Below are 24,402 nucleotides of genomic sequence, written 5' to 3'. Positions count from 1 at the left end.
CACTCCTTCTCACCGCGCGCCGCGCGCCGCATCGTCGATTCGCGAAGTCATGACGGCATCCCCTCTTCGCCCAGGGCGAGCTTCTGTCGATCCTTGTTGTCGGCCAGCGGGGCTTCGGGCTGAAGCTCCATACTTGCGATGAATCCACCACGCGGTGTCTCGGCGACGAACGTGATAGCCCGCCCGAGGTCTGCCGCGCGCAGGAAGTAGTCGTGGCGGGCCTGGCCCCACTTGGCCCAGTCCTGCAGCGCGGGACCGATCTTGTCGGCCGGAAGACTCCAGCCCATCGACGTCTTGGTCGGGCCCGGGTGCACGATCGAGGCCCGCACACCAGTGCCCTCCAGTTCCATCTGGAAATTGGTGACCATGGCGACCAGTGCGGCCTTGGCCGCGCCATAGGCGCCCATGTGCGGTCGCTGGCGCAGTGCGACATCGGAACCCACGAAGATCAGGTCGCCGCGCTGGCGTTCGAGCATGCCCGGCAGCACGGCCGAGGCCAACCGGAAGGCGCCGACAAGGTGGATCTGCAGCTGCGATTCGAACTCGTCGCCTGCGATCTCGGCGAGCTTGCCGAAGTAGGTGTCACCCGCGCCGGCGACCAGCACCTCGATGTCGCCGAGCGCGTCGACCGACTGTGCGACAAAGGTTTTCACTGAGTTCGGGTCGGTGACATCGAGGTGGAATCCGACCGCCTCGCCGCCATCGGCGTTGATCTTGCCGACGATGTCGTCGAGCTTCTCGACCCGGCGGGCGCCCAGGGCGACCGGGAAGCCGTGTGAGGCGAGTTCGATCGCGGTGGCCTCTCCGATGCCGGAGGAGGCGCCGGCGACGATCACCGGCCGACGTTCGGGCAGGGGGGCAAAGCGAGGCATCAGCGGGTCTCCACGGTGATGGGTAGGTGAGCGAATCCGCGGACATTGCTGGAGTGGACGCGGACGGCGTTGGCCTCGTCGACTTGATATCCGCGGATTCGCTTGAACAACTCGGTGAGCGCTACGCGTGCCTCCATCCGGGCCAGGTGGGCTCCCAGGCAGAAGTGCGCCCCGCTACCGAAACTCATTAACTTGGAGCCGATTTCACGTCCGATCAGATAATCGTCCGGGTTATCGAACACCCGCTCGTCGCGATGGGCGGAGCCGGGCAGCAGCAGAACCACGTCCCCGTCGGGGATCGTGATGTCGTAGAGGGTGAGCTCGCCGGCCACCGTGCGGGCGAGGATTTGGCTGGACGTGTCGTAGCGCAGAGTCTCCTCGACCCACGACGTCACCAGTTCAGCGTCGTCGTAGACTCGCACCAGCTGTTCAGGATTCTTGTGTCCCCAAAACGCAGCGTTGGCAAGCAATTTGGTGGTGGTCTCGTTTCCGGCGATCACCATCAGGAACATGAAGCCGAGTACTTCGTCGTCGGTCAGCCGGTCGCCGTCGATCTCTGCTTCCAGCAACGCGGTGGTCAGATCGTCGGTCGGCTTGGTGCGCCGCTCGGCGACCATCTGCTGGTAATACACGATCAGGTTGATCGACGCCTCGACCGCCTCCGGTGGCACGTCGGTGACGCCCTCGTCGCGGTGCATCACGCCGTCGGCCCAGGCCCGGACCTGCACGCGGTCGGCCTCGGGTACGCCCATCAGCTCGGAGATCACATCCATCGGCAGCTTGCCCGCGAACTCGTCGACGAAATCGACAGTGGCGCTCCCGGATGCTGCCTGCTCCAGCATTGTGTCGAGGTGCTTAACCGCGATTTCGGTGACCCGCGGTTCGAGCTCGCGAATGCGGCGCGGGGTGAATCCCTTCGACACCAGCGTGCGCAGCCGTAGGTGGGCCGGATCGTCCATCGCGAGGAAGCTCATCGTCTTGCTGGCATGCGGGCCACGCGAGGCCGGGTCCAATGAGACGCCGTACTTGTTGGAAAGCGTTGTGCTGTTACGGAATCCCTGCAACACATCCTGATGCCGCGACAGCGCCCAGAACTTCAGTTCGTCATTGCGATACAGCGGCGCTTCGTCGCGCAGCCGTTTGTAGTACGGATACGGATCTTCGTGGAAGTCGTAGTCATAAGGATCGAGGACCAATTCGTGGTCTCCAACGTGGAGGGTCATTTACGTTTTTGTCTCCTGGCTCGTCTCCCCGGTGCCGGGCAGGATCAGACTGACGACATAGGCCAACCGGTCGGCGATCTGGTGATAGGTGAACTGGCCACTGGCGGCTTGTACCAGTGCGCCGAAGAATGTCATCTCGAGCGCGGACACCGTGCTGGCGTCAGCGCCGGGCCCGATGGCCGTCGCAATGCGACGGTGGATCTCCGCGCCGATGCGGTCGCGCGCGGCGCCTACAGCGGGATCGGCGCTTCCGCCGAGCAGCGCGATTGTGCACGCGGCGCCGACCTCGGGTTCGTCTGCGACCACCAACGCCAGATGCCGCAGCACCTTGTCCACCCGAACTGGCATGGGGTCGTTGACATCGGTGAAGAACGGGACCTGTTGCACCAGGTCCAGATACACCTCGGCGATCAAGTGGTTTTTCGACGAGAAGTAGGTGTAAGCGGTGGCGGGGGCCACTTTGGCCCGGGCCGCGACGGCACGCACCGTCAGGTCGGCGTACGACTTCTCGCGCAGGGTCTCGATGCCGGCCGCAAGCACCTTGCGGAAGGTCTCCTCTTGGCGACGATTGCGCGGCGTCTGACCGCTTGATTGCCCGGTCTGGGCTGGGACTGTAACCAGAGCATCGCTGGACACATGTCCAAGCTATCGGACGGAAGGGACTCCAAGCAAGCCCGCCGGCTAAATATGCTGGATAATGAGCAGTTATGCGACGGTATGCCGCCGGTTTGGAGATCGACTCTTGCACCGCTGATGGACCGACAGCTATGGTTCCTGGGGGCATTATCGGACAACTGTCCATTCGGATGGGCGTGTCGAATCGCCCGTTGGATTTGCCACGCATAGACGGGAGCGAGAGATGGCCTTGTTGGCCGACGGCGTGAGTGAACTCTTCATCGACGGCAAGATGTCGCCCGGCGGGGCCGGTACCTTCCCGACGATCAATCCGGCGACGGAGGAAGTGCTGGGAGTCGCGGCGGACGCCGACGCCAACGACATGAGCCGCGCGATCGATGCCGCGCGCCGCGCCTTCGACGAGACGGACTGGTCGCGCGACACCGAACTGCGCGTGCGGTGTGTGCGCCAGCTGCGCGAGGCGATGCAGCAGCATCTTGAAGAGCTGCGCGACATGACCATCGCCGAGGTCGGTGCGCCGCGGATGCTCACCGCGATCGCACAGCTCGAAGTCCCGGTCAACGACTTGGCATTCGCGGCCGATACCGCCGAATCCTATGAGTACAACCAGGATCTCGGCGAGGCCAAGCCGATGGGTATCCCTACCCGGCGCACCATCGCACGCGAGGCGGTCGGGGTCGTCGGTGCCATCACGCCGTGGAACTTTCCGCACCAGATCAACCTCGCCAAGATCGGGCCGGCCCTGGCGGCCGGTAATACCGTCGTCCTGAAGCCGGCTCCTGACACTCCTTGGTGTGCCGCCGTATTGGGCGAGCTGATCGCCGAGCACACCGACTTTCCTGCGGGTGTGATCAACATCGTCACCTCCAGCGACCACGGTGTGGGCGCGATGTTGTCCAAAGACCCTCGGGTGGACATGGTTTCGTTTACCGGATCGACGGCCACCGGCCGCGCCGTGATGGCCGACGGCGCCGCGACCATCAAGAGGGTTTTCCTCGAACTGGGCGGCAAGTCGGCGTTCATCGTCCTTGACGACGCCGACCTGGCCGCAGCGGTGGGGGTGGCGGGCTTCTCGGTGTGCATGCACGCCGGCCAGGGCTGCGCGATCACCACTCGTCTGGTGGTGCCTCGGGCCAAGTACGACGAGGCCGTCTCCATCGCGGCCGCGACGATGGGCGGCATTAAGGCCGGCGATCCCACTGACCCCGGAACCATCTGCGGCCCAGTGATTTCCGCGCGTCAGCGGGATCGGATCCAGGGTTACCTCGACTCGGCGATCGCCGAGGGCGGGACGTTCGCCTGCGGAGGCGGCCGCCCAGCCGATCGTGAGGTCGGTTTCTTCATCGAGCCCACCCTGATCGCCGGTCTGGGCAACGACGCCCGCGTCGCACGCGAGGAGATCTTCGGACCGGTCCTGACGGTGATCGCGCACGATGGTGACGACGACGCCGTGCGTATCGCCAACGACTCGGCATACGGGTTGTCGGGCACCGTGTTCGGCGCCGATCCGGAGCGGGCCGCCCGGGCCGCCGCGCGGGTGCGTGCCGGAACCATCAATGTCAATGGCGGCGTGTGGTATTCGGCCGATGCGCCGTTCGGTGGGTACAAGCAATCCGGGAACGGCCGCGAGATGGGACTGGCCGGGTTCGAGGAATACTTGGAAACCAAGACGATTGCGACAGCGGTTTAACCAGAGGAGCTTGAAGAACATGAGATTTGAGAACAAGGTCGCCATCGTCACCGGATCGGGCGGCGGCATCGGCCAGGCCTACGTCGAGGCGCTGGCCCGTGAGGGAGCGGCCGTGGTTGTTGCGGACATCAACGTGGCGGGTGCCGAGAAGGTGGCCGACGGCATCAAGGGCGAGGGCGGCACCGCGCTGGCGCTGCCCGTCGACGTGTCGGATCCGGCGTCGGCCAAGGAGATGGCCGATCGCACGCTGGCAGAGTTCGGTGGCATCGACTACCTGGTCAACAACGCGGCGATCTTCGGCGGCATGAAGCTGGACTTCCTGATTACCGTCGACCCCGAGTACTACAAGAAATTCATGAGCGTGAATCTCGATGGCGCGCTGTGGTGCACGCGCGCGGTGTACAAGAAGATGGCCAAACGTGGCGGCGGAGCGATCATCAACCAGTCGTCCACCGCAGCCTGGCTGTACTCGAACTTCTACGGCTTGGCCAAGGTCGGAATCAACGGACTCACCCAGCAGCTGGCCACCGAACTCGGGGGGCAGAATATCCGGATCAACGCCATCGCGCCCGGTCCGATCGACACCGAGGCCAACCGGTCCACCACGCCGCAGGAGATGGTTGCCGACATCATCAAGGGAATTCCCCTGTCGCGCATGGGACAGCCGGAAGATCTCGTCGGCATGTGCCTGTTCCTGCTATCGGATGAGGCGTCCTGGATCACCGGGCAGATCTTCAACGTCGACGGCGGACAGATCTTCCGGTCATGACTGAGGTCCTCAAGCTCGGGTACATCGGGTTGGGCAATATGGGTGCCCCGATGGCAACGAAGATGACCGAATGGCCGGGCGGGGTGACGGTTTACGACATTCGTACCGAGGCGATGACGCCACTGGTCGAGAAGGGTGCCGGCATCGCCGACAGCGTCGCCGACATCGCGGCCGCGGACATCATCCACATCACCGTGCTCAACGACGCCCAGGTGCGTGAGGTCGTCGCGGAGTTGGCTGCACATGCCAAGCCGGGCACCGTGATTGCGATCCACTCGACGATCAGCGACACCACCGCTGTCGAGCTGGCGGCCGAACTCAAACCGCAGGGAATTCATATCGTCGACGCGCCCGTCAGCGGCGGGGCGGCCGCCGCGGCGGAAGGCAAGCTCGCCACGATGGTGGGCGCCGATCGCGACGTATACGAGCGGATCAAACCGGCTTTCAAGCACTGGGCGGCGATGGTCGTCCATGCCGGCGAGCCAGGGGCGGGCACCCGAATGAAGCTGGCGCGCAACATGTTGACGTTTACCTCATATGTCGCGGCCTGCGAGGCGATGAAACTCGCCGAGGCGGCGGGGTTGGATCTGCAGACGCTGGGCCGGGTGGTCCGCCACACCGACGCGCTCACCAGTGGCCCCGGCGCGATCATGGTGCGCGAAGACATGAAAGACCTTGAGCCGGGCAACTTCCTGTACGAGCCTTTCCTGCATACCCGCGGTCTGGGCGAGAAGGACTTGAGCCTGGCGTTGGCCCTCGGAGAATCCGTGTCGGTCGACCTGCCGCTGGCCCAGTTAGCGTATGAGGGGTTGGCCGCCGGCCTCGGAGTGCCGCACACAGAGAAAGAGACGTAAATGGACGAACTGCGCCGCAAGGGCCTCGAGAAAATGAACGAGGTCTACGGGTGGGAGATGCCCAACATCGAGGGCGACGCTTACTTCGACCTGACCGTCGACCATCTGTTCGGCGACATCTGGAACCGGCCCGGCCTGTCGATGCGAGACAAGCGGATCATGACGTTGACGGCGGTGACCGCGGTTGGCAGCCGCGACCTGGCCGAGATCCAGATCAACGCGGCACTGCTCAACGGCGAACTCAGCGAGGACGAGCTCAAGGAAATGGCCGTTTTCCTCACCCATTACCTCGGCTTTCCGCTGGGCTCCGCGCTCAACGGCGCGGTCTCGGCCGTCGTCGCGAAGCGCAAGAAGGCCGCGGCCAAGGGTGCCGGCGAGGACAAGAAGGCCAACGTGGATGCCGCGCTGAAGATGCACTCGGGCGACTGACCCGCTTACTCAGTACGGCTGACCACCTTCGGGCATCACGAATTCGGAGGGCGCTCCGTAGACACCGTTGACCGTCGTTCCGCCCTGGATGATGCCTGGCGCCATATCTATCATGCCCTGCGGGAACCCGAGTCTCGGCTTGGTCAGTTTGGTCAACCGAGTCAGTTCGTCGTCGGTGAGGTTGACATCGACGGCGCGCAGATTGTCGTCGAGCTGCGAAAGTCTGCGTGCCCCAATGATGATCGACGAGACGGCGGGCTGTGCGCCCACCCAGGCCAGCGCAACGCTGGCAACATTGGTCTCGTGCGCCTTGGCGATGGCCTCGAGTTCGTCGATCAGCGCGTAGGTCTTGTCGTTGAGGAATGCGCCAACCATCGCACCGCGATCGGCGTTGTGCTGTCCGGCGTTTCGCCGCGTGTACTTGCCGCTGAGCACGCCGCCCTTCAGCGGTGACCACGGCGTGATGCCCAGGCCGAATTCGCCGGCCATCGGGACCAGTTCCTGTTCGATCGTGCGTTCCAGCAGCGAGTACTCGACCTGTAGGCCGATGAATGACGACCAGCCGCGGAACTTGGCGATCAGGTTGGCTTCGACGATCTTCCACGCCGGGGTGTCCGATACCCCGATGTAGCGGACCTTGCCCGCCGCGACGAGATCGTCCAGCGCTCCCATCGTCTCCTCAATGGGAGTATTGACGTCCCACATGTGCAGCCAGTACAGGTCGATGTAGTCGGTCTGCAAGCGCCGCAACGAGTTTTCACAGGCATTGATCAGCGATTTGCGGCCCGCGCCACCACCATTGGGGTCGCCCGGGTACAGATTGCCGCTGAACTTCGTCGCGATCACCAGGCGATCGCGCCGCGCCGCGTGGCGTCCGACGTGGTCGCCGATGATCTTTTCGGAGTGGCTGCGGGTGTAGAAGTTGGCGGTGTCGATGAAGTTGCCGCCGAGTTCAATGTAGCGATCGATGATCTGTTGCGACTCTTCCACGCTGGTGCCCCAGCCGAGGTCTTCACCAAACGTCATCGCGCCCAGACACAGGGGGGTGACGCGCAAGCCGGACCGTCCGAGTGTCACGTATTGATCCAGAGGCATGATGGCCACTCCTGGTAGATTGTTCGAACATGAGTTTGTTCATTAATAAACTAGTTCACTGCTGAACGATCTGGCAAGTCGATGTCTGCGGTTGATGCGGCCAAGATCTGGTCACTGAACTATCGGGTACTGCTCTCGGTCATATCGTGCGCCGAGGCCGACATCTGCGGGCTGGGGCTCGAATCCAAAGAGCTGTTCCTGCTCGCCGAGATCGACGAGCATCCCTACCCGGCCGAGTTGGCCGCCGCGCTGAGCATGCCCAAGGCGACGGTGACGTTGTACTTGAAAAGACTCGAGGCCGCCGGGTTCGTGCGCCGGGAGATCGACCCGGCGGATTTGCGTCGCCATCGCCTGCTGCTGACCCCGGCCGGGCGCCAAGCTGCCGCGAAAGGGCTGGCGCTGCTGTCCGCCGAGTTCGACAAGCGCCTCGGACGCCTGACGGTAGCGCAGCAAAAGGACCTCAAAAACCTGCTCGAGAAGATCCTGTAACGCCGTGCCGCTAGTCTGACCTGTCGTGCGCGTTCTGGTGATCGGCTCCGGTGCCCGTGAACATGCCCTGCTGCTGGCTCTCAGTAGAGATCCGCAGGTCACTGGGCTAGCTATTGCTCCCGGCAACGCCGGCACCGGCAGGTTGGCCGAGCAGCACGACGTCGATATCACCTCCGGCGCGGACGTCGTCGCGCTGGCCCGCGAGGTCGGTGCCGACCTTGTCGTCATCGGACCTGAGGTGCCATTGGTGCTCGGGGTCGCCGACGCCGTGCGCGCCGCCGGCATCGCCTGCTTCGGCCCCAGCAAGGACGCGGCTCGCATCGAGGGATCGAAAGCGTTCGCCAAGGAGGTCATGGCGGCCGCCGGGGTGCGGACCGCTTCGAGCGAAATCGTGGACAATCCGGCGCATTTGGATGCGGCCCTCGGTCGCTTCGGACCGCCCGCGGGTGAGCCCGCCTGGGTGGTCAAGGACGATTCCCTGGCAGCCGGTAAGGGCGTGGTAGTCACGCCTGATCGCGTCGCCGCCCGCGCCCATGGCGCAAGCTTGCTCGAGTCCGGTCATCCCGTGTTGCTGGAGTCCTTCCTCGACGGACCCGAGGTTTCGCTGTTCTGCGTGGTCGACGGCGAGACGGTGGTGCCGCTGCTGCCGGCGCAGGATTTCAAGCGGGTGGGCGACGGCGACGCGGGCCCGAACACCGGTGGCATGGGCGCCTACGCGCCGTTGCCGTGGCTGCCCGCCGACGTGTGCCGCGACATCGTCAGCGGGATCGTCGAACCCGTTGCGGCCGAGATGGTTCGGCGCGGTTGCCCGTTCTCCGGATTGCTCTATGTCGGCCTCGCGATCACCGCGAAGGGGCCTGCGGTGGTCGAATTCAACTGCCGCTTCGGCGATCCGGAGACCCAGGCGGTGCTGGCGCTGCTGGAGTCACCACTGGGGCAGCTGCTGCATGCCGCCAGTACCGGCGCTCTGGCCGGCTTCGGCGAGTTGCGCTGGAAAGACGGTGCGGCCGTGACCGTGGTGCTGGCTGCCGAGAATTATCCCGGGCGCCCGCGAGTCGGCGACGTCATCACCGGATCCGAAACCGACGGGGTGCTCCATGCCGGGACAGCCCGGCGCGACGACGGCGCAATCGTCTCGTCGGGCGGACGGGTGCTGTCGGTGGTCGGCACCGGGGCCGACCTGGCCGGTGCGCGCGCGGCCGCATACCGGATTATCGACTCAATTCGGTTGCCGGGCAGCCATTTCCGGACTGATATCGGGTTGTTGGCACAGGAGGGCAAGATCCACGTCTAGAACGCGGTGGCTTGCCCGTCCCGGCGTGGATCACTGGCCGCGAGATACCCGTCGTCGAGGCGCCAGATCGCCTGGCAGCTGCCGAAGGCGTTGTAGTCGTCGACGGTGAGCAGGTCGTGTCCGCGCCGACGCAACTCATCGAGTGCCGACGGCGGGAAGGCCGGCTCGCAGGCGACCTGCATGCCCTGTAACCAGCGGAACCGCGGGCCATCGCAGGCGGCTTGCGGATTCTGGCCGTAGTCGGCGATGCGGACCAACACCTGCACGTGGCCCTGGGGCTGCATCGGACCGCCCATGACGCCGAAGCTCAGGACGGGCGCGCCGTCCTTGGTGACAAAGCCCGGAATGATCGTCTGGTACGGCCGTTTGTTCGGCCCGACTTGGTTCGGATGTCCTTGATTCGCAACGAAACCCGCTCCGCGGTTCTGCAGTGAGATGCCGGTGCCTGTCACCACCACGCCGGAGCCGAACCCCATGTAGTTCGATTGGATCATCGACACCATCATCCCCGATGCGTCGGCCGCGGTGAGGTAGACGGTGCCCCCCGCCGGGGTGCCCGCCGATGCGGGCTGGGCCCGATCGCGGTCGATCAGCGCGGCCCGCCGCTTGAGGTACTCGGTGTCCAGCAGGTCCTCGGGGCGCATAGCCATGTGGTCGATGTCGGAGATGTAGGCCTGCGCGTCCGCGAAGGCCAGCTTGAGCGCTTCGATCTGCAGGTGCAGGCTGTCGGCGGAATCGACTGGCAGCGAGGACATCTCGAATTGCGCAAGGATCCCGAGCGCGATCAACGCGACGATGCCCTGGCCGTTGGGCGGTATCTCGTGGACGGTGTAGCCGCGATAGATTCCAGAAATCGTACCCACCCAATCGGCGCGGTGGGCGGCGAGGTCGCCGGCCCGCAACACCCCGCCGTTCGCCGTCGCGTGCGCTTCGAGTTGGGCCGCCAGGTCGCCGCGGTAGAACGCCTCACCTTTGGTCGCGGCGATCTTTTCCAGTGTTGCGGAGTGCTCGGGAAGTCGAACGCGCTCACCGGGTTTCGGTGCCCGCCCGCCAGGCAAGAACGCCTCGGCAAAGCCGGGCTGCGATTCGAATGTCGAGACCTGGGCGGCCCATTGCTGCGCGATCGTAGGTGACACTGGGAAGCCGTTGCGGCCGTACGAGATCGCCGGCTCGAAGAGGCGCTCGAACGGGAGTTTGCCGAACTTGGCGTGTAACTCGACCCAGGCCGACACCGCTCCCGGGACGGTCACCGAATTCCAGCCCAGCACGGGAACACCGTTGCCGCCGAAGTACTCCGGCGTCCATGCGGCCGGCGAGCGGCCGGATGCGTTCAGCCCATGTAACTGCTTGCCGTCCCAGACGATGGCGAAGGCGTCTGAGCCGATGCCGTTGGAGACCGGCTCCACCACGGTCAGCGTGATCGCGGTGGCAACGGCCGCGTCGGCGGCACTGCCGCCCTCGGCGAGCATCCGAAGACCGGCTTGGGCGGCGAGCGGTTGCGACGTGCACACGACGTTCGACCCCAGAACCGGCTTGCGCGGCCAGGCGTAGGGGAAGTTCCAGTCGAATGGCGTGCTCACGTCCGCGAGGGTAGCGCGCCTAGGCCGTCAGCAGCGGCGCCATCCAGGTCAGTTCGGCCGGTAGCTGCGAACTCCAGAACGCGGGGTTGTGCCCGCCGGGCGAGAAACCACCTGCGGGCGGGTGCGGCAACTGCGCGATGAACTGCTTGGTCGCGTCGTAGAAGGGATCACTGTCGCCGCAATCGATCCGGATCGGAATGGACGCCAGCGCCGGCATTCCGAACACTGAATTCGCCGCGAAGTCGTCGGGACCGTCGAAAGCGCCGGGCGCGGCCGCGCCGGATGACATCCACAGCGCCGGGCTCACCGCGCAGATCGCCGCGGTGCGCGCCGGTCCGAGCCGGCCGCCGAGCAGCAGCGCGCCGTAGCCGCCCATCGACCAGCCCAGGAATGCCACCCGCGAGGTGTCCAGCCGCTGGCTGTCCAGCATCGGAATCAGTTCGTCCAGCACCATCGCACCGGAGTCTTCGCCCGACGACCGCTTGTGCCAGTAGCCGCCGCCGCCGTCGACGGCGACGACCGCGAACGGCGGCAGCCCCGCATTGACGGCCTGAGCCAGACCCTGCTCGACGCCGCCGGCCATTACCGTGGCCGCGTCACTGCCCTTGCCGTGCAGGGCGATAACCGGACGCAGCGCCTTGGTCTGTCCCGGGGGCCGGGCGATCGCCCAGTTCGTCGATATCCCGCCACGCGCCGCGGAGGTGAAAGCACCCGTTGTCATTGTCGGCGCCGGGTCCCCGGGAGGAGCCGGTTCCAGCGGCGCGGTCGGCGGCGCCAACGGAACCTGCGTGCTCGCACTCGAAACCGGGATGCTGCGAGTTGTTCTGGTGTGTAATAGGTTGTCGAGCGCAAACGCGCCCGCTGCTCCTATAGCCGCGCTGGCACCAAGACTGAGCACCGCGCGACGGCTCAAGTCGGGCATGCGGGCCATCATGCCATGTTCGTCAGGCGGGCCGTTTAGCGGAAATGGCAATGCAGTACCACTTTGACTGGCACGATGGCTACTCGTGACTGCAGCGGTTACTCCGAAAGGAGAACGTCGACGGTATGCGTTAGTCAGCGCTGCCGCCGAGCTGCTTGCCGAAGGCGGGTTCGAAGCAGTGCGGCACCGGGCGGTCGCACAGCGTGCTGGTCTGCCCTTGGCGTCCACCACTTATTACTTCTCGTCCCTGGACGATTTGATCGCGCGCGCGGTCGAACACATCGCGATGATCGAGGTTGCCCAGCTGCGAGCGCGGGTCAACGCGCTGTCCCGCCGGCGTCGCGGGCCCGAGACCACCGCCGAAGTACTGGTCGACCTCTTGGTGGGCGACCTGTCCGATCAGACCCTCGTCGAGCAGCTGATTTCGCGATACGAGCGCAACATCGCCTGCACCCGCCTGACCGCGTTGCGCGAAACCATGCGCCGCAGCCTGCGTCAGCGTGCCGATGCCGTCGCCGAGGCGATCGACCGATCCGGGCGAGCCGTGCGTATCGAGCTGATTTGCACCCTGATCTGCGCGGTCGACGGCTCGGTGGTCTCCGCGCTGGTCGAAGGGCGCGATCCGCGCACCGCGGCGATGGGAACGGTGATCGACATCATCGACGTGCTGGCACCGATCGACGAGCGGCCGGTGCGGATCTGACCCTTATTGCCTGGTCAGGTCGGCAGGCAGGGACGGCGTGACGATGTATCCGCTGGCCGAATCCCCGTAAATCGTGATGCGGGCCGGGCAACGCTGGGCGTATAGCGCTACATAGGCGCAGATCACGGCGTCGACCGGGTCTTCGGCGCGGCGCAGCTCGCTCTTGCGCTGCGCGCCGGTCACCTGTTCGCGCAGCGCGATCCAGTCGCGGTGATCGGCGACGCGCATCGGCACGTCGGTGTCGGCAAGCCGCTCGACCCCGTCCATCAGCAACAGCAGCTCGGATCTGAGCTGTTCAAGGGTGCGGCCGGGCTTGGCCTTGTATTTCAGGGTCCGCTCCAGCCGGAACAACGCCACGGTCGCCGCGTGCGGGTAGACCTCGAGCGCGCGCCGGACGGTGGTGGAGTGTGGATCCAAGTCGAGGCTCAGCGCCTCGGCCAGCCGCGCCGCACGAGGCCCGTTGGCGAATTCGGGTTTTCCGGTGTTGGCCGGGTGCGCGCCTGCTTCGAATCTGCGGAAGTCGCGGTTGAGCGCCGTCTCGGCCGGGCGCTGACCAGTACGGTTCTTCACTACGAGCGGCGCGTCGAAGCCGACGGCGCAATCGCCTCGCACGTACGGGCGCAACGCCGCCAGGATTTCGTCGTCGTCGCGGACCGCGCCGACGCTGACCAGGCAGCCGTCGGGGTCGACGACGGCGATACCGGTGGGACTGCGGATGCCCCACGCGAGGTCGACGCCGAGGAAATGCATCGGGACAGGTTATGCGGTAAGCGCTCGTCGCATCGGTGTGTTGTCGGAGCGACGTCCCGTGTGCCCGCCTAAGAGCGACAACGTGGAGATTTGTCAGGGTGACGATCAAATTGTCGCTCGGAGGCGGGCACTTTGGGTCCTGCCGAAGCGAAGAACCATGCCGGCTGTGCCGACCGTAAGCTGTGTGCTTGTGAGCATTCCGAATGTGCTGGCCGCCCGGTACGCCAGCGCCGAGATGGTCGGGATTTGGTCGCCGGAGGCCAAGGTCGTCGCGGAGCGGCGGCTGTGGCTGGCCGTGTTGCGGGCGCAGTCCGAACTCGGTGTTCCCGTGCCCGCGGAAGCGGTCGCTGACTACGAGCGAGTGCTCGAGGATGTGGACCTGGCGTCGATCGCGGCCCGCGAACGGGCGCTGCGGCACGACGTCAAGGCTCGCATCGAGGAATTCAACGCGCTGGCCGGTCACGAGCATGTGCACAAGGGGATGACCAGTCGCGATCTGACCGAGAACGTCGAGGAGCTGCAGATCCGGCGGTCGCTGGAACTAGTTTTCTCCCATGGGGTGGCAGTGGCCGCGCGGCTTGCCGAGCGGGCGGTGCAGTATCGCGATCTGGTGATGGCCGGACGCAGCCACAACGTCGCCGCTCAGGCCACCACGCTGGGTAAGCGGTTCGCATCCGCGGCCCAGGAGACGCTGGTCGCGTTGACCAGGCTGCGCGAGTTGATCGACCGTTACCCGCTGCGTGGGATCAAGGGGCCGATGGGAACCTCGCAGGACATGCTCGATTTGCTCGACGGTGACTCAGCCAAGCTGAGCGAGCTCGAGCGCCGTATTGCTGAATTCCTGGGTTTTACAACGGTTTTGACCAGTGTCGGACAGGTGTATCCGCGGTCGCTGGACCACGACGTGCTCTCCGCGCTGGTGCAGCTGGGTGCCGGACCGTCGTCAATGGCCCACACCATCCGACTGATGGCGGGGCACGAACTCGTGACCGAAGGGTTCGCGGAGGGCCAGGTTGGTTCCTCGGCGATGCCGCACAAGATGAACACCCGCAGCTGTGAAAGGGTCAACGGGCTGCAGGTAGTGCTGCGCGGGTATGCCTCGATGGCCGCCGAGCTGGCCGGCGCGCAGTGGAACGAGGGCGACGTATTCTGCTCTGTGGTACGACGAGTTGCCCTGCCGGACAGCTTCTTTGCTATCGACGGCCAAATCGAGACATTCTTGACGGTGCTCGACGAGTTCGGCGCCTACCCCGCCGTGATCGAACGGGAGCTGGATCGTTATTTGCCGTTCCTGGCCACCACCAAGGTATTGATCGCGGCGGTGCGGGCCGGAATGGGGCGTGAGGCCGCGCATCACGTGATCCGCGAGCACGCCGTCGCGACGGCATTGGCGATGCGGGAACGCGGCGCCGAGCCCGATCTGCTGGACCGGTTGGCCGCCGACGATCGACTGCCGCTGGATCGCGCGGCGCTCGAGGCGGCGCTGGCGGACAGGAAAGCCTTCACCGGCGCCGCCGCGGATCAGGTCGATGAGGTTGCCGCAATGGTCGATTCGCTGGTGGGTCGCTATCCGGACGCGGCCAAATATGCTCCGGGTGCCATCCTGTGACCGTCGCCGGCGCGATCTCGGGGATCGACTTCACCGATCTGGATAACTTCGCCAACGGTTTCCCGCACGAGTTGTTCGCGGTGCACCGCCGCGAGGCGCCGGTCTATTGGCACCAGCCGACCGACAACACCCCGGACGGTGAGGGCTTTTGGTCGGTTGCGACGTACGCGGAAACCCTTGCCGTGCTGAAGGATCCGGTGACATACTCATCGGTGACCGGCGGGGCGCGGCCGTTTGGCGGTACGTTGTTGCAGGACCTGTCAATCGCGGGCCAGGTGCTCAACATGATGGACGACCCGCGGCATTCCCAGATCCGGCGGCTGGTCAGCTCCGGACTGACGCCGCGGATGATCCGGCGCGTCGAAGATGATCTGCGGGCCCGGGCCCGACGGCTGCTGGACGACGTGGTGCCCGGCGAACCGTTCGACTTCCTCGTCGACATCGCGGCCGAACTCCCGATGCAGATGATTTGTATCTTACTGGGAGTGCCTGAATCCGAACGACATTGGCTGTTCGAGGCCATCGAGCCGCAGTTCGACTTCGGCGGCTCGCGCAAGGCGGCGCTTTCGCAGTTGTCCGCGTCTGAAAGAGACGCCGCGGCCGGGTCGCGGATGTACAACTACGGCCAGGAGCTGATCGCCGCGAAACGCGCCAAACCGACCGACGACATGCTGTCGGTGGTCGCGAACGCGACGGTCGACGAGGTGGACGGACCAGTGCCGTCCGACCTCGAGGTGTATCTGTTCTTCAGCTTGCTGTTCAGCGCCGGCGCGGAGACAACCCGCAACGCGGTGGCGGGCGGGCTGCTCTCGCTGGCCGAGCACCCGGACCAATTGCGTTCGCTGCGTGCGGATTTCGGCCTGCTGCCGACGGCGGTCGAAGAGATGGTGCGCTGGACATCACCGTCGCCGTCGAAGCGGCGCACCGCGACCCGCGATGTCGTCCTCGGCGGTCAGCCGATCGAAGCCGGACAGAAGGTACAGATCTGGGAGGGCTCGGCGAATCGCGACGCGATGGTCTTCGACCGGGCGGACGAGTTCGATATCGCCCGAAAACCCAATCCGCACCTGGGCTTCGGTCAGGGCGTGCACTACTGCCTGGGTGCCAACCTGGCGCGCCTGGAGTTGCGTGTCCTGTACGAAGAGCTGCTGTCGCGCTTCGGCGCCGTGCGAGTGGTGGCGCCCGTCGAATGGACCCGAAGCAACCGCCACACCGGTATCCGGCATTTGGTCGTGGAACTACTCGAGGAATCGTGAGGTTGCGACGCGCCCTCGCCGCAACTAATGCCCGCGAATCGTGATTCCCGCCGAGCGTAGTTCGAGTGCGGCCAGCGCGCGGATCGTGAACGGATCCTGGTGCCGCCAGCCGCCGACAGGATCCGCACTGACGCCGGCCAATTTCGCCGGCGAGCGATTGGTCAGCGCCCGCAGTGCCAGCAACTCCTCGCCGGCCGGGGTGGCGGCCAGGGCCGTCACGGTCAATTTGCGCCGGAAGAAGCGAAGCCGCAGGTAAAGCCACGGCACGGCCGCGATGAGGACGGGGGGAGCGATCACGGCCAGCGCCAGCAGCACCGCGAGCCAGCTGGCCGTCGTGTCCAGGTCGTGGACCGCGTTGGCGATGTCGAGGGCGGCTTGGCTCGCCGAGGTGAGCGGCTTGCTGACATTGTCGCCGACGACCGGAATGTGTTGTGCGCCATGCCCCGCGGAGGCCAGGTTCCCCGCGATGCTGTGGGTACCGTCCTCGACCTGGCGGCCGGCGTCGGCGATCGTCGAGATGGCGTCGTAGACGGCGGTGCCGATGAGCAGCCAGATCGCCGTCCACACGACGATGACCGCGTCGCTGAACAGCTGGGCCAGCAATCGGCCGGGCGTGGTGGCGTAGGGCAGAAAGCGCGATCTCATAGCCTCGATCCCAGCACAGCTCCGGGGCCGGGGTGGGCTTCCCGATAGGCTGGCCGGATGCGCCCTGCACTGTCCGACTACCAGCATCTGGCCAGCGGCAAGGTCCGCGAGCTGTATCGCGTCGACGAAGAGCACCTGTTGCTGGTCGCCAGCGACCGGATCTCGGCATACGACTTCGTCCTGGACAGCACGATCCCGGACAAGGGCCGCATCCTGACCGCGATGAGTGTGTTCTTCTTCGGCCTCGTCGAGGCACCCAACCACTTGGCCGGACCGCCCGATGACCCACGCATTCCGGACGAGGTGCTGGGTCGCGCGCTGGTGGTGCGCCAGCTGGACATGATGCCGGTCGAATGTGTGGCCCGCGGGTATCTCACCGGCTCGGGATTGCTGGACTATCAGGCGACCGGCAAGGTCTGCGGAATCGCGCTGCCGCCTGGGCTGGTGGAGGCCAGCAAGTTCAGCGAGCCGCTGTTCACCCCGGCGACCAAAGCCGCGCTGGGTGATCACGACGAGAACATCACCTTTGACCGGGTGATCCAAATGGTGGGCGCGGTACGCGCCAACCAGTTGCGCGACCGCACGCTGCAGATCTATGTGCAGGCCGCCGATCATGCCTTGACGAGGGGAATCATCATCGCCGACACCAAGTTCGAATTCGGCACCGACACCGACGGCAATCTGCTGCTGGCCGACGAGATCTTCACCCCGGACTCCTCGCGGTACTGGCCGGCCGAGGATTACCGCGTCGGAGTGGTCCAGACCAGTTTCGACAAGCAGTTCGTCCGCAACTGGCTCACCAGCCCCGCGTCCGGCTGGGACCGGCACGGCACGCAACCGCCACCACCACTGCCGGACGACATCATCGCCGCCACCCGCGACCGTTATATCAATGCCTACGAACGGATTTCCGGCTTGAGCTTCGGCGACTGGATCGGCCCGGCCGCATGACTGCGGCCGGTACCCCACCTGTCGCGAAACGGATCGACACCACGCGCGAGCACCATGGCGATGTGTTCGTCGACCCCTACGAGTGGCTGCGCGAGAAGTCGAATCCCGAAGTCATTTCTTACCTCGAGTCCGAGAACGACTACGTCGACCATGCCCTTGCCCACCTGGAACCGCTGCGGCAAAAGATCTTCGACGAGATCAAGGCGCGCACCAAGGAAACCGACTTGTCGGTGCCGACCAGGCAGGGCGACTGGTGGTACTACTCGCGCACTTTCGAGGGAAAGCAGTATCGCGTCCAATGTCGTTGTCCGGTATCGGATCCCGATGACTGGGACCCGCCGGTTCTGGACGAGAACACCGAAATACCGGGCGAGCAGGTACTGCTCGATTCGAATGAAGAGGCCGAGGGGCACGACTTCTTCGCTCTGGGTGCCGCACTGGTCAGCCTGGACGCCAACCTGCTCGCCTATTCCGTCGACGTTATCGGAGACGAACGATACACGCTGCGGTTCAAGGACTTACGGACCGGCGAGAAGTATCCGGACGAAATCGCCGACATCGCGGGCACAGTGACGTGGGCGGCCGACAACCGGACCGTGTACTACCTGACCCTGGACGACGCCCACCGCCCGGACAAGGTGTGGCGGTATCGGCTTGGCTCGGGGGAGCCGTCGGAACTGGTGTATCACGAAGCAGACGAACGGTTTTGGCTTGGAGCGGGACTGAGCCGCAGCGAGGCGTACGTGTTCATCGCCTCGGGTTCGTCGATAACATCCGAGGTGCGCTACGCCGATGCCGCGGACCCGCAGGCGCAGTTCACCGTCGTGCAGCCGCGCCGTGAAGGCGTCGAGTACTCGGTGGAGCATGCGGTGGTCGGGGGACAGGACCGGTTCCTGATCCTGCACAACGACGGCGCGGTGAACTTCATGCTCACCGAGGCCCCGGTCGGCGATCCCACGCAACAGCGCACCCTGGTCGCACACCGCGACGACGTTCGGATCGAAGCCGCGGACGCCTTTGCCGGTCATCTGGTGATCAGTTACCGGCGTGCGGCACTGCCGCGAATCCAGTTGTGGCCCATCGGTTCTGATGGCGAATACGGCGAGCCCGAGGAGATCGCCTTCGATTCGGAGCTGATGTCGTCGGGCCTGGGCGGCAATCCGAACTGGGTTTCGCCCAAGCTGCGGATCAGGGCGGGATCCCTCGTCACGCCGCTGCGGGTCTACGACGTCGACCTGGGTACCGGCGAGCGCACCTTGTTGCGTGAGCAGCCCGTACTCGGTGACTACCAGCCGGGCGATTACGTCGAGCGGCGGGACTGGGCAGTCGCCTCCGACGGCACCCGCATCCCGGTTTCGATCGTGCACCGCGCCGGCCTCGAATTCCCCGCGCCCACGCTTATCTACGGATACGGCGCCTACGAGATATGCACGGATCCAACCTTTTCCATCGCGCGGTTGTCGCTGCTGGACCGGGGCATGGTGTTCGTCATCGCCCACGTCCGCGGCGGGGGAGAGATGGGCCGGTTGTGGTACGAGCACGGAAAGCTGCTGGAGAAGAAGAACACCTTCACCGACTTCGTGGCGGCCGCGCAGCATTTGGTGGACTCGGGAGTGACGCGTCCGCAGCAGCTGGTGGCCTTGGGCGGCAGTGCGGGTGGGCTGCTGATGGGCGCGGTGGCCAACCTGGCGCCGGAGCTGTTCGCCGGGATCCTCGCCCAGGTCCCGTTCGTCGACCCGCTGACCACGATCCTGGATCCGTCGCTGCCGCTGACCGTCACCGAGTGGGACGAATGGGGAAATCCGTTGAGCGACAGCGAAGTCTACGCGTACATGAAGTCGTACTCGCCTTATGAGAATGTGGAGACGAAGAAGTATCCCGCCATTCTGGCGATGACCTCGCTGAACGACACCAGGGTCTACTACGTGGAGCCGGCCAAATGGGTTGCGGCGCTGCGGTACGCCAATGCCGACGGCAACCCGGTGCTGCTCAAGACACAGATGGCGGCGGGCCACGGCGGCGTCAGTGGTCGCTACCGGGGCTGGCAGGAGACCGCATTTCAGTACGCGTGGTTGCTAGCCGCTGCCGACGGCGACCGCTACGGCGGCGGCGAGGCAGACGATCTCGGCGGCGGTGCGCACGGGTAGCCGCGTCGTCACCGACTAGCGGGGATCAGTCGGCCGGCGCTTCGGCCGGCTCGGGGTCTTGCGCCGGCTCCGGGCGCCTCGTCGGAAGAAACGCGGCCGGGATGATTGTCAACACCACCATCGCGACGGCCACCACGAAGACCGCCGTGTAGGCGTGGGAGAGGCCGTGCGTCACGTTGGTGGCGAATTCGGGGCCCATCGTTTTCCACGCCGATGACGAGGCTTCGATCGGCATGCGTTGCCCGCTGGCCTGCTGTTGGGCCGCGACGAGCTTGTTTGCCGTCACCAGGGTTTCGTTGTGGTTGAACAGCTGTGTGAGGATCACGCCCAGCAACGCGGCGCCGATCGACCCGCTCACCTGTTGGTTGACCGTCACCAGCGTGGTGCCGCGCGCGACCTGATGCGGGGCCAGCGCCTGTAGGACCGCCGCCGACAGCGGCGTCGTGGTGCAGCCGACTCCCAGGCCCATGATGGCCAGCCCGATCAGCAGCGTCGGGTTGTACGCGGCCTCCGTGGCGACGCCATAGGTGAAGATGCCCAGGCCCACCGCCATCGTGGGAAGGCCGATCAGCACCATCAGGCCGGGTCCGCGTTTGTCCATGAATGCCCCGGCCAGTGGCATCGTCAGGACCGCACCCAGGCCGACCGGGGCCAAATACATCCCGGACTGCATCGGTGTTTGGTGCATCACCACTTGGAAGTAACTCGGTACCAGCAGTCCCAGCCCGACGAACGGGGCACCGAATACCAGCAAGGCGAGATTGGCCTGGGTGACCACGCGGTTCTTGAAAAGGCGGAGGTCGATCAGCGGATGGTCGGTGCGGAAGGAGTGCAGGACGAATGCCGCGACCAGCAAGAAACCCATGATCGTCGGCACCAACACGGCGGGATTGCCCACCGTGCCCTTCGCCGGGATCGACGAGACCCCGGCCAAAAACAGCGTGACACCCGGCGGCAGCAGCAGCACGCTGACAATGTCGAGTTTTTCCCCCGGGGCCGGGCGATCCTTCGGAAAGGTGATTGCCGCGAGGACGATCGCGAGCAGGCCGATCGGTAGGTTGATCAGGAAGATCCACTGCCAGCCGTAGGCGCCGACCAGCCAGCCGCCCAGGATGGGCCCCCCGATTGGCCCGAGCAGGATCGGAATTCCCCCGATCGCCATCAGTCGACCGACCCGCTTCGGGCCCGCCTCATGAGTCAGGATCACGAAGCTCAGTGGCATCAACATGCCGCCGCCGATACCTTGGACCACTCGAAAGACGATGAGCAGCATGATGGTTGGCGATATCGCGCACAGCAGCGAGCCCAGCATGAACACCAGGACCGAGCCGATGAAGAGCCGTTTGGTGCCGAATCTGTCCGCTGCCCAACCGGTCACTGGGATGACTGTCGCGAACGCGAGCATGTAGGCCGCCACCGTCCAGGAGACGACCGCCTGGGTGGAATTGAACTGGGTAACGAAGGTGCCTTGAGCGACCGCGACGACGGTGCTGTCGAGCACCGCCATCACGGCGGCCAGCCCGCAGATGAAGACGACGCGCATCAGCTTGGCGTCGAGCTTGTCGGGGTAGTCGCGGCCCGCCGCGGCGCTGTGTCCGGCGGAGGCGAGGGGGATCGCGACGTTGGGGGCTGCGGAACGCGCGCCTTCCATAGCGTCGCTGAGCATACGGCCGAGCATAACGAGACGACCGCGCCATTTGGTCGCTTTGCCCGTATTCCCGACCCGTTAAGCCCGGGCGCGGGGGACCAGATCCGCCCTTGCTGACGGCCTGGCCGTCATCGTCTCGACACCCGCACGGACGAATTCGATCCGTGGCCAATCAGTGCGGCAAGGCCATTTCACGAGATCCTGCAGAGTTGGTATCGGTGCTGCTCGAGACCCCGATCGGGGCTATTCGACGGCAGTTTGGATGGCAGGCTTTTTGGGCAGAAACGACGCCGGGATGATGGTAAAAGCGACCAATATCACCGCGACCACGAATACGGACGTATAGGCCTGCGAAAGGTCGTGCAGGAGATTGGCCGAAAATCCGGGTGCGAGTGACTGATGTGGTATTTGTGACGGATCAACCGGCACGCCGCTGATCGCGGCCTGCTGCTGTAGCGCCGCTAGTCTGTTCGCCGCGACGATGTCGGGGCTCCGGTCGAATTGGTCGGTCAGGATCATCGCCATCAGCGCGGTTCCCACCGAGCCGCCCACCTGGTGGCTGACGCTCATCAGCGTGGTGCCGCGGGCAATCTGGTGCGGCGCCAAGGCCTGCACCGACGCCACCGACAGCGGCATCATCGTGCACCCCATCCCCAGACCCATGATCGTCAGCGCGATCAGCAGGGTGGGCGCATATCCGGCATGCCTGGCCACACCGAAAGCGAACGTACCCAGGCCGGCAATGATCATCGCGATACCGGCCAACACGTATTTGCCCGGCCCATGTCGATCCACCAGTGGACCGGCCAATCGCATCGTCAGCATGGCGCCGAGTCCCTGCGGGATCAGGTGCACTCCGGCTTGCATCGGCGTCTGGTGGAGAACCTGCTGGAAATAACTCGGCAGCAGCAGACCGGCGCCGAAGAATGCGCCGGCGAACAGCAGCATCGTCACATTGGCCCGGGTGAGGACCGGGTTCTGGAACAGATGCAGATCGATGAGTGGATGATCGGCGCGGCGCAATGCGTGCACCACGAACGCGGCAATCAACGTCAGGCCGATGACCGCGGGTATCACGACGCGACGATCGGCGACCGTTCCGTAACGCGGGATCGACGACACCGCGAACAGGAACGTCGCCAACCCGGGTGAGAGCAACAGCCCGCCGATGACGTCGAACGTTTCCGACCGCGCGGGGTGATCTCGCGGGAACACGATCCAGGCCAGGATGAACGTGGCGAGCCCGATCGGCAGATTGATCAGGAAGATCCACTTCCAACTGGAAGTGTCGATCAGCCAGCCGCCCAGGATCGGGCCGGCGATCGGGGCGAGCAACATGGGAATGCTCAATATCGACATCAGGCGACCGAGTCGCCCGGGGCCGGCTTCCCGGGTCATGATCATGAATCCGAGCGGCATCAGCATGCCGCCACTGATGCCCTGTATTACGCGAAATATGATGAGCTGCAATATCGTTGACGCCAACGCGCACAGCAGCGAGCCCAGCACGAACGCCACCACCGAGCCCATGAAAAGCCGTTTGGTGCCGAACCGGTCGGCCGCCCAGCCGGTCAGTGGGATCACGGTCGCCAACCCGAGTGTGTAGCCGGTCATCGTCCACGCGACGACGGCCTGGCTGGACTCGAACTCGGCGATGAAGGTGCGTTGCGCGACGGTGACGACGGTGACATCCAGGATCGCCATGATGGTGGCCAGCAGACACACACCGGAAATCCGCAGCAGCGGCGCGTCCAGCTTGTCCGGATAAACACGTTCCTCGGCACCCAGCAGCCCGGCGGGGGCGGTGGGCAGCGCGGCGTCGCCCGCTGCAGAACGGGCCTTCTCCATGGCGTTGCTTAGCATATCGAACCGTTTTCCGGTCGCGACGGTGGTCCGCGTTTGCTCACGGCGTGCCGGCGGGCGGGCCGCCCGCCAGCGTGCGACGCCGGGGGTGGACGTCACGCGAGCGGCCCAACTCCGTTGTGGCGAAAGCCGTATCGGGGCCGCAAGTGACATCTGGCATACGCGTCGATATACGCCTGCAGTCTGCGTGTCCTTCACCATCCCGACACCTGCGCTCGTCAAACTGCGGTTGTGTCTGGAAAACTGATCGTCTCGGTCTCGGGGATAGGCGAGCGCACCCTGGACGACGTCGAGGCGTTCTGCGCACAAATGGATTCCCGCAAGGTCCCGGTTTCGTTGCTGGTCGCGCCACGGCTGTCCGGCGACTACCGGCTGGACCACGATCCGCGCACCGTCGAATGGCTGACCGCCCGGCGCGCCGGTGGCGATGCCATCGTGTTGCACGGCTACGACGACGCGGCCACCAAGAAGCGCCGTGGCGAGTTCGCCATCCTGCGGGCACACGAGGCCAACCTTCGGCTGATGGCCGCCGACCGGGTGCTCGAGCACCTCGGACTGCGTACCCGGCTCTTCGCCGCACCGGGTTGGACCGTCTCACCTGGCGTGGTTAAGGCATTGCCGGGCAACGGTTTCCGGCTGCTGGCCGATTTGCACGGGATCACCGACCTGGTCCGTCACGCGACCGTGCGCACCCGGGTACTGGGCATCGGAGAAGGATTCCTCACCGAGCCGTGGTGGTGCCGCATGGTGGTGCTGTCCTCCGAGCGGATCGCCCGTCGCGGCGGGATTGTGCGGGTAGCGGTCGCGGCCCGCCAATTGCGCAAGCCGGGGCCGCTGCAAGCGATGCTCGATGCCGTCGACCTGGCTGCGATGCACGGGTGCACGCCGACGGTCTACCGCTGGCGGCCCGACAAGGCGGTTCTCGACGCGGCCTGACCTAAGCCGTCTGATTAATCGCTGCGGCCCGGGCACTACCC

Annotated in this window: 22 protein-coding genes; 12 read left to right on the top strand and 10 right to left on the bottom strand. The window is 65.5% G+C overall.

Annotation, left to right across the window (positions count from 1 at the left end):
* Positions 1-47: 47 nt before the first annotated feature.
* Genes AAHS21_RS18435 through AAHS21_RS18425 form a run of 3 tightly spaced genes read right to left on the bottom strand, consistent with a single transcriptional unit; the run spans position 48 to position 2,731 of the window.
* On the bottom strand, positions 48-872 hold the full coding sequence (locus tag AAHS21_RS18435; protein WP_342929033.1) for an SDR family oxidoreductase: 825 nt from the start codon (positions 870-872) through the stop codon (positions 48-50).
* Entirely contained in the window at positions 872-2,095 is a 1,224-nt protein-coding gene (locus AAHS21_RS18430; protein ID WP_342929032.1) for a cytochrome P450, read from the bottom strand. Before AAHS21_RS18430 ends, AAHS21_RS18435 begins: the two co-directional genes overlap by 1 nt.
* A complete protein-coding gene (locus AAHS21_RS18425) occupies positions 2,096-2,731 on the bottom strand; it encodes a TetR/AcrR family transcriptional regulator (RefSeq protein WP_342929031.1) in 636 nt (211 codons plus the stop codon).
* A gap of 223 nt (positions 2,732-2,954) precedes the next feature.
* Here AAHS21_RS18425 and AAHS21_RS18420 point away from each other — a divergent pair, with 223 nt between their 5' ends.
* The 4 genes from AAHS21_RS18420 to AAHS21_RS18405 are packed head-to-tail and all read left to right on the top strand — an operon-like array spanning position 2,955 to position 6,473.
* On the top strand, positions 2,955-4,421 hold the full coding sequence (locus tag AAHS21_RS18420; RefSeq protein ID WP_342929030.1) for an aldehyde dehydrogenase: 1,467 nt from the start codon (positions 2,955-2,957) through the stop codon (positions 4,419-4,421).
* 19 nt (positions 4,422-4,440) lie between these two features.
* Positions 4,441-5,190 (top strand): SDR family oxidoreductase, encoded by a 750-nt coding sequence (locus AAHS21_RS18415; RefSeq protein WP_342929029.1) that lies wholly within the window; start codon positions 4,441-4,443, stop codon positions 5,188-5,190.
* A complete protein-coding gene (locus tag AAHS21_RS18410) occupies positions 5,187-6,044 on the top strand; it encodes an NAD(P)-dependent oxidoreductase (protein WP_342929028.1) in 858 nt (285 codons plus the stop codon). The genes AAHS21_RS18415 and AAHS21_RS18410 overlap by 4 nt, the downstream gene beginning before the upstream one ends.
* Positions 6,045-6,473, top strand: a complete 429-nt coding sequence (locus AAHS21_RS18405; RefSeq protein ID WP_096290208.1) for a carboxymuconolactone decarboxylase family protein — start codon at positions 6,045-6,047, stop codon at positions 6,471-6,473.
* Positions 6,474-6,482: 9 nt separating this feature from the next.
* Here the strand turns inward: AAHS21_RS18405 and AAHS21_RS18400 are convergent, their stop codons facing one another.
* On the bottom strand, positions 6,483-7,577 hold the full coding sequence (locus tag AAHS21_RS18400; protein WP_342929027.1) for an aldo/keto reductase: 1,095 nt from the start codon (positions 7,575-7,577) through the stop codon (positions 6,483-6,485).
* 72 nt (positions 7,578-7,649) lie between these two features.
* Here AAHS21_RS18400 and AAHS21_RS18395 point away from each other — a divergent pair, with 72 nt between their 5' ends.
* Positions 7,650-8,057, top strand: coding sequence for a MarR family transcriptional regulator (locus tag AAHS21_RS18395; RefSeq protein ID WP_342929026.1), 408 nt, complete (start codon positions 7,650-7,652; stop codon positions 8,055-8,057).
* 25 nt (positions 8,058-8,082) lie between these two features.
* Positions 8,083-9,351 carry a phosphoribosylamine--glycine ligase gene (gene purD, locus AAHS21_RS18390; protein WP_342929025.1) on the top strand — a complete coding sequence of 423 codons (1,269 nt, stop codon included), beginning with the start codon at positions 8,083-8,085 and terminating at the stop codon, positions 9,349-9,351.
* Here purD and AAHS21_RS18385 read toward each other — a convergent pair.
* Together AAHS21_RS18385 and AAHS21_RS18380 are read right to left on the bottom strand one after the other, a co-directional pair.
* Positions 9,348-10,931: a gamma-glutamyltransferase family protein gene (locus tag AAHS21_RS18385; RefSeq protein WP_342929024.1), complete on the bottom strand. Its 1,584-nt coding sequence runs from the start codon at positions 10,929-10,931 to the stop codon at positions 9,348-9,350. The genes purD and AAHS21_RS18385 overlap by 4 nt on opposite strands.
* Positions 10,932-10,950: 19 nt before the next feature.
* Complete coding sequence (locus AAHS21_RS18380) at positions 10,951-11,865, bottom strand: alpha/beta hydrolase-fold protein (RefSeq protein ID WP_342929023.1); 915 nt, start codon at positions 11,863-11,865, stop codon at positions 10,951-10,953.
* A 55-nt stretch (positions 11,866-11,920) separates the two neighbouring features.
* Here AAHS21_RS18380 and AAHS21_RS18375 point away from each other — a divergent pair, with 55 nt between their 5' ends.
* Positions 11,921-12,556, top strand: a complete 636-nt coding sequence (locus AAHS21_RS18375; protein ID WP_268133137.1) for a TetR family transcriptional regulator — start codon at positions 11,921-11,923, stop codon at positions 12,554-12,556.
* 3 nt (positions 12,557-12,559) lie between these two features.
* Here AAHS21_RS18375 and AAHS21_RS18370 read toward each other — a convergent pair whose 3' ends face one another.
* Positions 12,560-13,306 (bottom strand): DUF429 domain-containing protein, encoded by a 747-nt coding sequence (locus AAHS21_RS18370; protein WP_342929022.1) that lies wholly within the window; start codon positions 13,304-13,306, stop codon positions 12,560-12,562.
* 190 nt (positions 13,307-13,496) lie between these two features.
* Between AAHS21_RS18370 and purB the strand changes: the two genes are divergently transcribed.
* Together purB and AAHS21_RS18360 are read left to right on the top strand one after the other, a co-directional pair.
* Positions 13,497-14,915 carry an adenylosuccinate lyase gene (purB, locus tag AAHS21_RS18365; RefSeq protein WP_342929021.1) on the top strand — a complete coding sequence of 473 codons (1,419 nt, stop codon included), beginning with the start codon at positions 13,497-13,499 and terminating at the stop codon, positions 14,913-14,915.
* Entirely contained in the window at positions 14,912-16,171 is a 1,260-nt protein-coding gene (locus AAHS21_RS18360; protein WP_342929020.1) for a cytochrome P450, read from the top strand. Before purB ends, AAHS21_RS18360 begins: the two co-directional genes overlap by 4 nt.
* Positions 16,172-16,195: 24 nt before the next feature.
* Here AAHS21_RS18360 and AAHS21_RS18355 read toward each other — a convergent pair whose 3' ends face one another.
* Positions 16,196-16,816: a hypothetical protein gene (locus tag AAHS21_RS18355; RefSeq protein ID WP_096290199.1), complete on the bottom strand. Its 621-nt coding sequence runs from the start codon at positions 16,814-16,816 to the stop codon at positions 16,196-16,198.
* Between the two features lie 57 nt (positions 16,817-16,873).
* Here AAHS21_RS18355 and AAHS21_RS18350 point away from each other — a divergent pair, with 57 nt between their 5' ends.
* Both AAHS21_RS18350 and AAHS21_RS18345 read left to right on the top strand, forming a co-directional pair.
* On the top strand, positions 16,874-17,767 hold the full coding sequence (locus AAHS21_RS18350) for a phosphoribosylaminoimidazolesuccinocarboxamide synthase (RefSeq protein ID WP_342929019.1): 894 nt from the start codon (positions 16,874-16,876) through the stop codon (positions 17,765-17,767).
* Entirely contained in the window at positions 17,764-19,914 is a 2,151-nt protein-coding gene (locus tag AAHS21_RS18345) for a S9 family peptidase (protein WP_342929018.1), read from the top strand. The genes AAHS21_RS18350 and AAHS21_RS18345 overlap by 4 nt, the downstream gene beginning before the upstream one ends.
* A gap of 25 nt (positions 19,915-19,939) precedes the next feature.
* Here AAHS21_RS18345 and AAHS21_RS18340 read toward each other — a convergent pair whose 3' ends face one another.
* Complete coding sequence (locus AAHS21_RS18340) at positions 19,940-21,580, bottom strand: DHA2 family efflux MFS transporter permease subunit (protein WP_342929017.1); 1,641 nt, start codon at positions 21,578-21,580, stop codon at positions 19,940-19,942.
* Between the two features lie 225 nt (positions 21,581-21,805).
* The gene (locus AAHS21_RS18335) at positions 21,806-23,425 is read right to left on the bottom strand and encodes a DHA2 family efflux MFS transporter permease subunit (protein ID WP_342929144.1); all 1,620 of its coding nucleotides are present in this window, start codon (positions 23,423-23,425) and stop codon (positions 21,806-21,808) included.
* Positions 23,426-23,656: 231 nt separating this feature from the next.
* Between AAHS21_RS18335 and AAHS21_RS18330 the strand changes: the two genes are divergently transcribed.
* A complete protein-coding gene (locus AAHS21_RS18330; protein WP_342929016.1) occupies positions 23,657-24,361 on the top strand; it encodes a DUF2334 domain-containing protein in 705 nt (234 codons plus the stop codon).
* The last annotated feature ends 41 nt before the right edge of the window (positions 24,362-24,402 follow it).

The organism is Mycobacterium sp. 050272 (genome assembly GCF_039023525.1).
Classification (GTDB): domain Bacteria; phylum Actinomycetota; class Actinomycetes; order Mycobacteriales; family Mycobacteriaceae; genus Mycobacterium.
Note: the sequence above shows the minus strand (reverse complement) of the source record. Positions and strands in the feature narration are given on the sequence as shown.